Annotated in this window: 11 protein-coding genes; 3 read left to right on the forward strand and 8 right to left on the reverse strand. The window is 66.9% G+C overall.

Annotated elements, in window-relative coordinates:
* Nucleotides 1–12: 12 nt before the first annotated feature.
* The 5 genes from ACE039_RS18795 to ACE039_RS18815 are packed head-to-tail and all read right to left on the reverse strand — an operon-like array spanning nucleotide 13 to nucleotide 5,431.
* On the reverse strand, nucleotides 13–828 hold the full coding sequence (locus tag ACE039_RS18795) for an N-acyl homoserine lactonase family protein (protein WP_448712534.1): 816 nt from the start codon (nucleotides 826–828) through the stop codon (nucleotides 13–15).
* A complete protein-coding gene (locus ACE039_RS18800) occupies nucleotides 825–2,048 on the reverse strand; it encodes an ABC transporter substrate-binding protein (RefSeq protein ID WP_105558617.1) in 1,224 nt (407 codons plus the stop codon). Before ACE039_RS18800 ends, ACE039_RS18795 begins: the two co-directional genes overlap by 4 nt.
* Before the next feature lie 23 nt (nucleotides 2,049–2,071).
* Nucleotides 2,072–3,502 (reverse strand): NAD-dependent succinate-semialdehyde dehydrogenase, encoded by a 1,431-nt coding sequence (locus tag ACE039_RS18805; RefSeq protein ID WP_485823028.1) that lies wholly within the window; start codon nucleotides 3,500–3,502, stop codon nucleotides 2,072–2,074.
* On the reverse strand, nucleotides 3,503–4,480 hold the full coding sequence (locus ACE039_RS18810) for a Bug family tripartite tricarboxylate transporter substrate binding protein (RefSeq protein WP_485823029.1): 978 nt from the start codon (nucleotides 4,478–4,480) through the stop codon (nucleotides 3,503–3,505). It abuts the gene before it with no gap.
* 57 nt (nucleotides 4,481–4,537) lie between these two features.
* The gene (locus ACE039_RS18815; protein ID WP_485823030.1) at nucleotides 4,538–5,431 is read right to left on the reverse strand and encodes an NAD(P)-dependent oxidoreductase; all 894 of its coding nucleotides are present in this window, start codon (nucleotides 5,429–5,431) and stop codon (nucleotides 4,538–4,540) included.
* A gap of 234 nt (nucleotides 5,432–5,665) precedes the next feature.
* Here ACE039_RS18815 and ACE039_RS18820 point away from each other — a divergent pair, with 234 nt between their 5' ends.
* The 3 genes from ACE039_RS18820 to ACE039_RS18830 are packed head-to-tail and all read left to right on the forward strand — an operon-like array spanning nucleotide 5,666 to nucleotide 10,367.
* Nucleotides 5,666–7,021 carry an MmgE/PrpD family protein gene (locus ACE039_RS18820; RefSeq protein ID WP_485823031.1) on the forward strand — a complete coding sequence of 452 codons (1,356 nt, stop codon included), beginning with the start codon at nucleotides 5,666–5,668 and terminating at the stop codon, nucleotides 7,019–7,021.
* Between the two features lie 44 nt (nucleotides 7,022–7,065).
* A complete protein-coding gene (locus ACE039_RS18825; RefSeq protein ID WP_485823032.1) occupies nucleotides 7,066–9,162 on the forward strand; it encodes an acetate--CoA ligase family protein in 2,097 nt (698 codons plus the stop codon).
* Nucleotides 9,163–9,215: 53 nt separating this feature from the next.
* The gene (locus tag ACE039_RS18830; RefSeq protein ID WP_448712522.1) at nucleotides 9,216–10,367 is read left to right on the forward strand and encodes an acyl-CoA dehydrogenase family protein; all 1,152 of its coding nucleotides are present in this window, start codon (nucleotides 9,216–9,218) and stop codon (nucleotides 10,365–10,367) included.
* 2 nt (nucleotides 10,368–10,369) lie between these two features.
* On the opposite strand, the gene ACE039_RS18835 is transcribed toward ACE039_RS18830, so the two are convergent.
* The 3 genes from ACE039_RS18835 to ACE039_RS18845 form a co-directional block, all read right to left on the reverse strand.
* Nucleotides 10,370–10,834: an Rrf2 family transcriptional regulator gene (locus ACE039_RS18835; protein ID WP_448712520.1), complete on the reverse strand. Its 465-nt coding sequence runs from the start codon at nucleotides 10,832–10,834 to the stop codon at nucleotides 10,370–10,372.
* Between the two features lie 33 nt (nucleotides 10,835–10,867).
* On the reverse strand, nucleotides 10,868–11,740 hold the full coding sequence (locus tag ACE039_RS18840) for an SAM-dependent methyltransferase (RefSeq protein WP_485823033.1): 873 nt from the start codon (nucleotides 11,738–11,740) through the stop codon (nucleotides 10,868–10,870).
* Between the two features lie 74 nt (nucleotides 11,741–11,814).
* Nucleotides 11,815–13,110: an APC family permease gene (locus ACE039_RS18845; RefSeq protein WP_485823170.1), complete on the reverse strand. Its 1,296-nt coding sequence runs from the start codon at nucleotides 13,108–13,110 to the stop codon at nucleotides 11,815–11,817.
* Between the last annotated feature and the right edge of the window lie 293 nt (nucleotides 13,111–13,403).

Genomic DNA, 13,403 nt, shown 5'->3' on the forward strand with positions numbered 1-13,403 from the left:
GGGTTTTCCTTGTCACAAGGGCGGGGTGTCCAGCCGGTAGATGCCTGCCTCGCCGTCGGCGAGCGGATACTGCCGGGCAACGATGGGATCATGGCCCGGCACGATATGCGCGTCGGAATCCGCCAGCCCGCGGATGCGCGCATAGCCGTCGAGCATGTCGCCCAGATGGAAGATAGCGGGAAACGGGTTGCTGTCGGTGAAGTTGCGGGTGTAGTGCAGGGCGTCCGAGGCCAGCACGATCCAGCCGCGTGCCGTATGCACGCGGACCACTTGCAGGCCCTGGGTATGGCCGCCGACGTGATGCAGCTCGAGTCCGGGGGCCAGCACGGCATCGCCATCGTGAAAACGGACCCGCCCCGCGTACACCTGGCGCACCACCGCCTGCACGTCGTCGACCGAAAAGAAATGCCGCATGGCCGCAAAGCACATGTACCGGCCGGTGGCGTACTGCATTTCGGTGTCCTGCAAATGAACCTGCGCGTGGGGATACGCCTCGACGTTGCCGGCATGGTCATAGTGCAAGTGCGTCAGGATCACGTGGTCGATGTCGGCCGGCGCCAGGCCCAACCGGGCCAGCGCCGCTTCGGGGTGCAGGGTGAACGCTCGGTCCCGCGCGCGCGCCGAACACGCGCTGAAGCCGGTATCGACCAGCACATTGCCGGCCGGTCCCCGCAATAGCCAGCAATAGAAATCCATCGGCATGGGGCCGTCGTGCACATCGGCGCGCGACAGGAAATTGTCGATCGCGCGCCGGGTCACGCTGGCGTAGCGGATGGCGTAGGCCTCGTAGACCGGCAGGGCGGCGCCAGCAGCCGGCTGCGAGTTCATTTCCTGGCCAGCTTGCATTGGCTTTCGGACAAAGGCATGAAGGCCTGGTCGCCCGGCACCGTCTTGACGATCTTGTAATAGTCCCACGCGGCCTTGGACTCCTTCGGCGCCTTCACCTGGACGACGTAGGTGTCGTGGATCAGTTTTCCGTCTTCGCGCAGGCGGGCGTTGCGGGCAAAAGCGTCGTGGATCGGCATGCCGCGCAGCGTGCGCATCACGGCGTCCACATTGTCCGTGCCGGCCTTTTCAACGGCGCGCAGGTAGTTCAGCACCGCGGAGTACTGGCCGGCCTGCAGCGCGGTCGGCATTTTGTTGGCCGCCTTGAAGAAGCGCTGCGCGAAGGCACGCGTTTCGTCGTCCATGTCCCAGTAGAAGGTCTCGGCGAACGTCATGCCCTGGGCGGCTTCCAGGCCCACGCCATGCACGTCCGTGATGCTCATCAGCATGGCGACGAGCTTCTGGCGGTCGGACAGGCCGAACTCGCGTGCCTGCTTGATTTCATTCTGCAGGTCGGCGCCCGCGCTGGCGAACCCTACCGCGTCGGCCTTGCTGGCTTGCGCCGACAGCAGGAAGGAAGCGAAATCCGTGCCCGGGAAGGGGTAACGGACAGAACCGGCCACCGTGCCGCCGCCTTCTTTCACGAAACGCATGCCATCACTTTCCAGTGAATGGCCAAAGGCATAGTCGGCCGTGACGAAATACCATTTTTTCGCGCCGGCCTCGACGAGCGGCAGCGTGCCCACCTTGGCCAGCGCATAGGTGTCATAGACCCACTGGACATTGTTGGGCGAGCAGTCCTCGCCCGTGATGCGCGTGGCGCCCGCGCCGGTCACCATCGTCATCCGGCCTTTCTCGCGGGCAATGTTCATGACCGCCAGCGCCACCGCGCTGTTGCCCAGTTCGGTCACCACGTCGACTTTTTCGCGGTCCATCCATTCCCGGGCCCGGCCCGCAGCGACGTCGGTTTTGTTCAGATGGTCGGCGGACAGCATCTCGACGGGCTTGCCCAGCACCTTGCCGCCAACGTCTTCGATGGCAAGCTTGGTGGCCAGTACCGAGCCGGGGCCGACGTTGCCGGAATAGGCGCCGGACATGTCGGTCAGCACGCCGATGCGCACGACACCGTCCGAGATGCCGTCGGGGGCCTGCGCCTGAGCGGGAACGTGGGCCAAGCCGGCGCTTGCGGTCAAAGCAAGCGCGGCGGTGATCTTCTTGTTCATGGTTTTCTCCTTTGGGGGTGCAGCTACATCTGGCTGACGTACTTGACCTGCATGAATTCCTGCAGGCCTTCGACGCCGCCTTCCTTGCCGAGGCCGCTGTCCTTGAAGCCGCCAAAAGGCGTTTCGGGCAGGGATGCCTGGCAATGATTGATGCAGACGACGCCGCTTTCGATGCGCTCCGATGCGATCCGGGCCGTGGCGGCGTCACGCGTGAAGACATAGGACGCCAACCCGAACGGCAGGCGGTTTGCCATCGCCAGCGCCTCATCCGTATCGCGGAACGGCTGCACCAGCGCCAGCGGGCCGAAGGGTTCGGTGTTGGCGGCCAGGCAATCGGGACCGGCATCGCGCAGCACGGTCGGCGCCCAGAACCAGCCCGGCAAGTCCAGGCGCGTGCCACCGGCCGCAAGCTGCGCGCCGTGCTTCACGGCATCGGCGACCATGGATTCCATGGCCGCAAGCCGGCGGGGGTTCGCCATCGGCCCCATTTGCACGCCGGCATCCAGCCCATTGCCCACGCGCCAATTTCGGGCGCGATCGGCCAGGCGCTGCACAAAGCGCTCATAGACGCCTTGCTGGACGTACATGCGGGTGGGCGAGGTGCAGATCTGGCCGCTATTGCGCAGCTTGGCGGCCAGCAACGCATCGGCGGCGGCTTCCGGGTCGGCATCGTCGAACACCAGCACCGGGGCATGGCCGCCCAGCTCCAGCGTGGCGCGCTTCAGGCCGCTGGCGGCCATTACCGCCAGATCGCGGCCAATGGACGTGGATCCGGTAAAGGTCACCATGCGGGTCACGGGCGAGGCGATCAGCCGCCGCGAGATTTCGCCGGGGTCGCCAAACAGCATGTTCAGCACGCCGGCGGGCAGGCCGGCGTCCGCCAGCGCACGGGCGATTTCCAAGGCGATCGCGGGGGTCTCTTCGGACGGCTTGATCACGATCGAGCAGCCGGCGGCCAACGCGCCTGCGATCTTGCGCGATGGCGTGATCGCCGGGGCGTTCCAGCCGGAAAACGCGGCGACCGGACCAACGGGTTCGGGGATGGCCATTTGCCGGATGCCGCCGACGCGCCCGGGGATCAGGCGGCCATACGTGCGCCGGGCTTCTTCGGCGGCCCATTCGAACATTTCGGCGGCGGTCGCCACTTCTTTTTCGGATTCGGACAGCGGCTTGCCCAGCTCGCGGGTGATCAGCCACGCCAGGCGGGGCGTGCGTTCGCGCATGAGCGCGGCGGCGCGGCGCAGGATTGCCGCCCGCTCCAGCGCTGGCGTATCGCGCCAACCGGGAAAACTGCGGCGCGCGACGTCCAGCGCCTCATCGATGTCTTCGGTCGCGGCCACCGGCACGCGCCCCAGCACGGCCAGCGTGGCCGGGTCGATCACTTCCAGGCCCGGGCGGTTGCCGGCAGGTACGGCACGGCCGTCGATCAGCAGGTTCAGTTCGGGATATTCCATTCAATCCGCCTGTGCGATGTGGCTGGTCTGCATGACTTGCGCCCAGCGTTCGGTTTGCGTGCCGATGTGCCGCGCGAAGTCGTCGGGGCTTCCGCGCATCGGGTATTGGCCCAGTTTCAGCAGCGCGTCGCGCGAGGCATCGGTGCCCATCACCTTGTTGATTGCGGCGTTCAAACGCTGCGTGACGGCGGGCGGCACGCCAGCGGGCGCCAGCACCCCGTTCCACGGTTCGGCTGAGAACCCCGGAATACCGGCCGATTCGGCCACAGTCGGCACGCCCGGTGCGACGGATGACGGTTGCGCCGCCGCGATGCCAAGCGCGCGCATCTTGCCCGCCTGCACCTGCGGCATCGCGGCGATTGCGCTCAAGAACGCCATGTCCACCCGTCCGGCCACCAGGTCGGCGATCGCCGCCGAGTCACCCTTGTAGGGAATGTGGGTGATATCCACGTTGGACGCGCTCTTGAACCATTCGCCGGCCAGATGATTCACGGCGCCGCTGCCGGCGGACGCGAAGGTCAGCGCGCCGGGCTTCTGGCGCGCGCCGGCGATCAGCTCGCGCACCGTCTTGAAGGGGGAGTTGGCGGGCACGACCAGCAGGTACGGGTAACTGGCGACCAGGGCGACCGGCTGGAAGTCCTTCAGCACCTGATAGTCGACTTTCTGCTTATAGACGGGCTCGATGGATAGCGTGCCGCTACTGCCGAGCATCAGCGTGTAGCCGTCGGCCGCGGCGCGCTTGACCGCCTGCAGCGCCACGACGCCGTTGGCGCCCGGACGGTTTTCGACCACGATGGTCTGGCCAAGCTCGGCCTCCAGGCCGCGCGCCAGATAGCGTCCGACGGCGTCCGTCGGGCCGCCGGCGGTGAATCCGATCACCAGCGTGATCGGCTTGACGGGGTAGTCCGCGGCCGCGGCATTGAAGCCGAGCGCGGTGGCGAGCAGGGGCAGCGCCCACCTGCGAAGCATGGATGTCATGGTTGTCTCGAATAGGGAAGGCCGCGGCACGGCAGGCGCCGCAGGCAATACGTTGGATCAGGCGTAGCCGCGTTCGATCAGCTTCACCATCACCGGGTAGTACTCCTTGACGTAGCCCGCGGCGCGCGTGCGCTCTAGCAGATCGTGCGTCAGTCTGGCGGCGCGGGCGTCGACATCCCCCTGGTTCGCCAGTTCCAGTGCCAGCAGGATGTCCTTGATGGCGTATTCGGTCGGAAAGGTCTTTTCGGGAAAGGTCTGGGCGGCAAGCGCCTTCTGGCCCGGGTTGCGCAGCACGAAGCTGTCGGCCGACCCCTTGCTCAGCGCGTCCAGCAGCAGCGTGCCGTCGACGCCTGCGCTGCGCCCGATCGTGATGGCCTCGGCCAGGGCATGGACGGTCATGAATACCACCATGTTGTTCATGATCTTCACGACCTGGCCGTTGCCGATGCCGCCGCAGAGCAGCACGTCGGTGCCCATGCACGACAGGTAGGGAAGAACCGTCTCGTAGTCCTCGCGGGTGGCGCCCACGGTGATCATCAGCGTGCCCAGCCGGGCCGCTTCGCGCATGCGGGCCACCGGCGCGTCGATCAACAGGATGCCGTGGCCGCGCAGGACCTCGGCCAGGCGGCGGGTGCGTCCCACATCACTCGTGCTCATGTCGACCACGATGCGCACGCGGCCGCCGGCTTCCACCAGGCCACCCGGTCCGGTGCATACCTGTTCCACCTGAACGATGCTGGGTAGCGACAGGAACACGATCTCGGCGGTTTGCGCCACTTCGACGATCGACGTGCAGGCGTGCGCGCCCAATGCCCCGATGCGGGCCACCGGTTCCGGGCTGATATCGGCCACATACACGGGGTGTCCGGATTTACGGACCAGATTGGCGCACATGGGCTCGCCCATGACACCCAGGCCGATAAAGCCCAGCGGGGTCTTTGTCTCACTCATTACTGCCTCCTTGGAATGGCGTCTGTTTTTCTAGCTATTGCCATGCAGCTTACGGAAGGCCCCCGCGCGGCGGTGTGAAAAATTGGCAAAGCAACTATCTCCAATTCCGTCCCCCCCGGATCAAGAACGCTCGTTTTCCTTTTTATCAATCCTGAGCCGGGGCCGGCCGCCTAGAGTGGACGGCAGATATCAGCGACGCCGTTGCCGCGCCGCACAATCCTGGGAGACACACGCATGTTGCTGGACACGATTGCCGCCTACGGCGCGCAGGACACGCTGGCCAGATTGCCGAACGAGGTGATCCACCACGCCAAGCGGGCGTTCCTGGACTGGCTGTCCGCGCTGTATCCCGGCACGCGCACCGCGCCTTGTTTGCAGTTGCTGGGCGCGCACGGGGCGGAACTGGGCTCGGGCGCGTCCAGCTTGCCGGGCTGCGCCACCACCGCTTTCGCGGCCACGGCGGCGTGGATCAACGGCAGCGTGTCGCACGCCGTGGAATTCGACGACATCTTTCGCGACGCGATCTACCACCCGGGCTGCCCGACCATCGCCGCCGCGCTGGCGCTGGCGGAAGAGGGCGACACCAGTGGCCAGGCACTGCTGAACGCCATCGTCGTGGGTTATGAGATATCGACACGCATCGGCGTCGCCGTGCAGCCGTCCCATTACCGCTACTTTCATACGACGGGCACCGTCGGCTGTTTTGGCAGCGCGGCGGCCGCCGCCGCATTGTGCGCCCCCGGCGACGCGCAAGCGATGCGGCACGCGCTGGCCACCGCGGGCACATTGGCCAGCGGCCTGCAGCAAGCGTTCCGCTCCGATGCCATGAGCAAGGCGCTGCATGCCGGCCATGCCGCCGCAGTGGGCGTGCGGGCCGGGCAGGGCGCGGCGCACGGCATCACGGGCGTGCCCGACATCCTGGAAGGCAAAGTGGGATTCGGCGCAGCGTTGGCGCAGGATCCGGACTGGGCGGCCGCGGTCGATGGCCTGGGCCAGCGCTACAACATCCTGTCGATCACGCAGAAGAACCACGGCTGCTGCGGCCACACCTTCGCCGCGATCGACGCCGCGCTGGCGCTGCGCCAGCAAGGATTGCGCGCGGAGGACGTCGCGTCCTGGCGCGTGGACGCCTATCAGACGGCCCTGGACGTCACGGGCAACTTCACGCCCGCCACCGCCTTCGAAGCGAAGTTCAGCTTGCCCTACGTGGTGGCGCACGCGCTGGTCCATGGCTCGGTTCGCTTGGACGCCTTCGGCGCCGAACGCCTGCGAGACCCGCAGGTGCGCGGGTTGATGCAACGGTTGACGCTACAGGCCGATCCCGCATTTACCGCAGGCTTTCCCACCCTGCGCGCCGCTCGGCTGTCGGTCACGACAACGGGTGGACAGGTGCTGGAACACCATTCCCCGCACCGCAAGGGCGACCCCGAGTCGCCCTTGTCCGACGCGGATCTTAATGACAAGTTCGACGAACTGGCCGGGCCCGTGCTGGGCCGCGAGCGAGTCCGTGCGCTGCGCGACGCCGTCTGGCGGCTGGACGCGATGCCGGTGCGCGCGCTGCGCCTGGCCGCCGACATGCCGCGGCTTTGAACCCCCTCATTCGCTTTCCGGAACCCATGACCTTAGCCGCATCCATGTCTTCTTCCTCCTTATCGCCGTCCTTCGCCGACGCGCTGCTTTCCCCCCGCGCCATTGCGTTGGTCGGGGCCTCGGGCGACGTGCGCAAGAACACCGCTCGCCCCTTGCGGTTCATGCGCAAGCACGGCTACACCGGTGCCGTCTACCCGATCAATGCCGCGCGCGCCGAGATCCTGGGCGAACGGGCCTATCCGTCGCTGGCCGGCCTGCCCGGGCCGGTGGACCACGTCTTCGTGATGATCCCCGGCAGCGAGGTCGCTGCGCTGCTGCCGGCTTGCGCCCAGGCGGGCGCCCGCGTCGTGACGGTCTATTCGGACGGGTTCGGTGAAACCGGGCCAGACGGCCAGGCGCGCCAGGCCGCGCTGGTGGCGCAAGCCCGGGCGCTGGGCTTGCGCCTGCTGGGGCCGAACAGCATCGGGTTGGCCGACCTGCACACCGGCGGAATCCTGTCGGTGAACGCCGCGTTCGAGGCCGATACGCTGTTGCCCGGCGACATCAGCATGGTGTCGCAGAGCGGATCGATGATGGGGTCGCTGCTGTCTCGCGCCGCCGCCCGTGGGTTCGGCTTCGCCAAATCGGTGTCGGTCGGCAATGAAAGCGATATCTCGGTCGGCGAGGTGGTCGACGCGCTGGTGGACGATCCGCGCAGCAAGGTCATTCTGCTTTTCCTGGAAACCTTGCGCGACGCGCCTGCCCTGAGCCGGGCGCTGACGCGTGCCCGGGGCCAAGGCAAGCCGGTGATCGCCTACAAGCTGGGCCGGTCCCAGCAAGGCGACGCGCTGGCGCAATCCCATACCGGCGCGATGGCGGGCAACGACGCGGCGGTCGACGCATTTTTGACGGCGCACGGGGTCATGCGTGTCCAGCATCTGGAGACGCTGTTCGAGATTGCGCCACTGGCCTCGCGTCATGCCCGGCTGCCGCGGGCGTCGGCCGGCGTGGCTGCGGCCGCCGCCCGGGTGGCGGTGATCACGACGACCGGCGGCGGCGCCGCCACCGTGGTCGACAACCTGGGGCTGCACGGCTTGGCGGCCGTGCCGCCACCGCCTGAGTTCGTCCGGATGGTCGCGCAAGCGGGCCTGAACATCCGCGAAACGCCCGTCATCGACCTGACCCTGGCGGCTTCCAGCGCGCAATACAAGATGCTGCTTGAACACCTGTTGCGCGCCGATTGGTGCGACGCGGTCCTGAGCGTGGTGGGATCCTCCGCGCAATTCCATCCGGGGCTGGCGGTCAAGCCGTTGCTGGAAGCCGACAAGCCCGCGGATAAACCGCTGGTGGTGTTCCTGGCGCCCGAGGCCCCGGAATCGCTGGCGTTGCTGCGCGCAGGCGGCATTGCCGCCTTCCGCACGCCGGAAGCCTGCGCCGACGCGCTGTCGGTGTTCTTCGCCGACGCGGGCCAGCCGCCCGCCCAGGGCGATCCCGTGCCGTGGCCGGAGGGTCTGGCACGGCGCGGCATGCTTAGCGAACACCAGGCGGGAACCTTGTTCCGCCACCTGGGCGTGCCCGTGGCGACCGGCCAGCTGCTGGCCCCGGATGCGCTGCAGCACGCCGTGCCTTACCCGCTGGTCGCGAAAGTGTGTTCGCCGGACCTTGCGCACAAGACGGAACTGGGCGCTGTTCGGGTAGGCATTCCGGATGCCGAGGCATTGGCGGACGCCGTACGCCAGATGCTGGAAGCGGTGAGCCGCCAGGCGCCGGACGCGCGGATCGACGGCATCCTGGTCCAACCGATGGAAAGCCGGCTGATCGAACTGATCCTGGGTTACCGCCATGACCCCCTGGTGGGCCCCACGGTGCTGTTGGGCGCGGGCGGCATCGCCGCCGAATTGGCGCCGGACTTTGCGCTGCGGCTGGCGCCGGTGGACGTGGACGAGGCCCGGCGGATGATTCTTGAAGTGCGGCAAACCCGCCTGATACGCGGCTTCCGCGGCTTGCCCGAAGGCGATTGCGACGCGTTGGCCCGCGCCGTCGCGGCCTTTTCGCGGCTGGCGTGCCTGTCGGGCGCGCGGGTCGAAGAAGCCGAAATCAACCCGCTGTTCGTCCGCGCCGACGGCGTGGTCGCCGTCGATGGCCTGGCGCGCCTGGCCTGAGCCCGCGCATGCCTTCACCTCATTCCTTCACCTTTGCATCGGGAACACCCTAGATGGACTTCACACTGACTCCGGAACAACAGGACTTCCAGACCGCCGTGCGCCGTTTCGCGGACCGCGAATTGCGCGACGGCGCCGTTGAACGCGCCCATTCCGACGACTACCCCTGGGACGTCGCCCGCAAGATGGCCGGACAAGGCTTGCTGGGCATCACCATCGCCGAGCAGGACGGCGGCGTAGGCGGCTCGTTGATGGACGCCGTCATCGCCATCGAAACCGTGGCGTCCGTATGCCCGCGCAGCGCCGACGTGGTGCAGGCAGGCAACTTCGGCGCCATCCGCGTGCTGGCCGAATACGGCAGTGCATTGCAAAAACAGAAGTACCTGACGGCGTTGTTGGCCGGCGAAGGGCTGATCTCGGTCGGCATGACCGAACCCGATGCGGGCTCCGCGGTGACCGAACTCAAGACCAGCGCGACCCGCGCCGAGGGGGGCTGGCGCATCAACGGCACCAAGATCTTCACGACGCACGGCCCGCACGCCAGCGTGATCCTGACCTATGTGCGCTTCGGCCCGGGCACGGGCGGCATCGGGTCGGTGCTGATCGATACCCAGGCCCCCGGCGTGAAGCTGGGCAAGCGCTCTGCATTCATGTCCGGCGAGGAATGGGTCGAGATCTTCTTCGACAACGTGTGGGTGGCGGACGACATGGTCGTCCTGGGCGAGGGCGGTTTCAAGAAGCAGATCGCCGGTTTCAACGTCGAACGCATCGGCAACACGGCGCGGTCGCTGGCGCTGGGCCGCTATGCGTATGAAGAAGCGCGCAACTGGGCGATGCAGCGCAAGCAGTTCGGCCGCCTGCTGTGCGAATTCCAGGGCTTGCAGTGGAAATTCGCGGATATGCGGATCAAGCTGGATGCCGCCCAATTGTTGCTGTACCGGGCGGCCAGCGGCGCGGACACCGGGTTCCCCTCGGCCACGGATACGGCGATCGCCAAGGCCTATTGCAACCAGGTGGGCTTTGACGTGGCCAACGATGCGCTACAGGTATTGGGGGGGCTGGGTTACAGCCGGGAATCGCTGGTGGAGTACTGCGTGCGCCGGTGCCGCGGCTGGATGATCGCCGGCGGCTCTATCGAAATCCTGAAGAACCGCATCGCCGAGGGCATCTTCGAACGCAGCTTTCCGCAGCGTCCCCCGCGCTAAGGCTATTCGGCATGCGCCATGGCGGGGTTGAACCCCCGGCCCTGGCGCAGCATGCCGGCATGGAAGTCTTTGCTGAGCGCGGCCAGGGTCACCGCCCCAAACCGGTCCATCAGCAGGGCTTCGGCGTCTTCGAACGCGCCGGTCAGCGCCTTGTTCACGGCGGCTTCGACCAGGCAACCGGGTGCCTCGCTGCGGTTGCCCATGGCGAAGATCTCGGGCGAGCCCAGGGCTTCGTAAATGTCGCGCAGCGTCACGCGATTGAAATCGCACGAGATCGTCCAGCCGCCGCCATGGCCTTTTTCGGAACGCACCAGCCCTTGGTCGCGCAGGCCTGCCATGATGCGGCGAATGACGACAGGATTGGTCTGCATGACCCGGCCCAAGTCATCGGACGTCATGGGGCCCGGCGCCTCGGCCATATGCAGCAGGACATGAAGCACGCCGGATAGTTTGCTGTCTCTTCTCATGTAACGCATGCTATTGCATGAGAACCGGGCGGGTCAAACCCGCTTGGCGGTCCAGTTCCCTTTGCCTGCTGCCGTGCCGCTGATGGTCTTGCCGTTGATTTCGCCGGTGTAGCGCACGCCGTTGGCGCTGAACGAGACCGTCTTGCCGTTGACGCGTCCCTCTGAAATATCGGTGCCGCCCAACTTGCCCGACAGCATCTGGTATCGCTGCGTCAGATGCAGCGTCTGGCCGTCCACGTCCCATTTGCCCTCAACCTTCGCCGGCACGATCCACAGCAACGCGGTGCAGTAGGTGGAGCAGTCCTGGGTGACCGTCTCGGTCTCGTCGGGCTCCCAATCGCCCATGCGGAAGGTGTTGGAAACCACCCGGGTGCCCGGCGGCAGTTGCAGCAGCGTGGGGCGCAGCTTTTCGTTGATGGTCGTCAGCAAGAACATGGTGATGACATCGGCTTTGGACAGGTCGGTCTGGAACAGATCGGCCGCCACGAAGGTGGCACGGTCTGCCACACCGGCCCGTTGCGCATTGCGGCGCGACAATTCGACCAGATCGGGGTTGTATTCGATACCTTGCGCGGTCAGGCCGCGCTGCGCAGCGGTAATGACAGTGCGGCCGTCGCCGGATCCCAGGTCCATCAGCCGGTCTTTCGGCGTGACCTTGGCCATGTCCAGCATCTTGTCCACCAACGTTTGCGGCGTCGGCACCCAGATCACGTCCTTACCCTGCTGGCCAACGTCCGGGACGTACTCTTTCTGAGTTTCAGGCTTGGCGCCCGGCGCAGTCGCCAACTGGGCGGTGGCCGTGGCGGCGAACGACAGGCACAGCGCCAGGGCCGTGGACACCGCAGCGGTCCGGGCCAACGGCCGGCGCATGCGGCCGGCGGCAAGGGGTTGAGTCGAAGGGTGCATGATGGGCTCTCCATGTAGGTCGACAACAGGGAACGAACCGCGGGCGCAGCGCCGCCCGCCGGGAACAACGCGCGCTAGTCGGGCATCCGGGCCGGCTTCAGCCAGCGCAGCATGGGAATACCCGCCGCCAGTACCGCCAGCCCGATCAGGGCGCCAGCCCCTGCGTAGACGGCGCTGGAATACACCAGCCCCGCGCAGGTCAGACCCAGCAGCAGCGGCGGCAGGGGATAGAGGGGCACGCGAAACGGCCGGGGCCGATCCGGATCGCGTTGCCGCAAGCGCCATACCGACGCCGCCACCAGCAACATGAATAGCCAGAATACCGGCGCGGTGTAGGCGACCAGCGTCTGTACGCTGTTCTGGCTGACGGCGCCCAGGCCGACCAGAAGCAGGGTGATCACGCCTTGGACCAATAGGGCGGCGACCGGCGTTTCGCTGCGGGCGCTCCAGCCGGCCAGCGCGTGCAGCCGCGGCACGTCGCGGCCCAGGGCGTAGTAGACGCGAGCGCCGGTGATGATGGTGCCATTGATGGTGCTGAGCGCGGTCGCGCAGATGGTCAGGCTGAGCAGGGCGGCGGCGTAAGGGCCTGCCGCCGTCTGCATGACGTCGGCGCCCAGCGCCGGCGTGTCGCGCAGGCCTTGCAGGCCGAATAGCTCCAGTAGCGCCAAATTGGTCAGTACATAGGCGCCCGTCACGATCGCCGTGCCGATCAGCAGTACCCGGCTCATATTGCGCTCCGGGTCGCGCAATTCACCGCTGAGATAGGCGGCTTCGTTCCATCCCCCGTAAGTCAACAGCACGAACACCATGCCCATTCCCATCAGGCCCGCAGGGTTGCCGGCTAGGGGCGAGGGCGCGATAGCGGGGGCCGCCGTGTCACCCGTTGCGGTCAGGCTGGCCGCCAGGACCGCTCCCAACGCCGCCAGGGTGAGCAGGGTGAAGGCCCATTGCAGGCGTTTGGAATAGCGCGTGCCCACCATGTTCAGGGCGGTCAGCGCCACGACCGAGATCGCGGCATGCGCCGCCGTGCCGTAGGCGCCCAGGGGCATCAGCCGTTGCGCATAGTCGCCGTAAATGTAGGCAACGACCGCGATGGCGCCGGTCTGGATCACGGTGCAACGCGCCCACGCAAACATCAGCCCCACGCGCGGGCCCCAGGCCCGCGTCAGGTACAGGTATTCGCCGCCGGCGCCGGGGTAGGCCGAGCCCAGCTCCGCATAACACAGCGCACCGACCAGCATCACCAGGCCGCCCGCGCACCACAGCGCGATGTATATGGCTTCGGACGCGGCGTGCTGCGCGACCAGGGGCGGGAAACCGAAGATGCCGATGCCGATGACCACGCCCACCAGCACGACCGTGGCGTCCATCACCGATAACCCCGGTTTCTCGTCTTGCCGCATACGGGTCGGTAACGCGGCGGCGCGCGGAGGGATCGATGTCATGGGGCTCTCGCAGGGGCGGCGGGTCACAGGCGCGGCGCGTGCCGAAGAGGGCGCCTGACGTCAACCTGAACAATTTGCGACCAATACGAAAGCGAAAAAGTTTCTCCGGGTTTTCCCGAAAAATGCCGATCGGTGCGGGTTCGACGCCAGATATTTATCATCAATCGACTTTAAGTCATGGAGTTATCCTATTGATTTAAAAGTAATTAAATACGATC

This window comes from Achromobacter maghribensis (assembly GCF_057334215.1).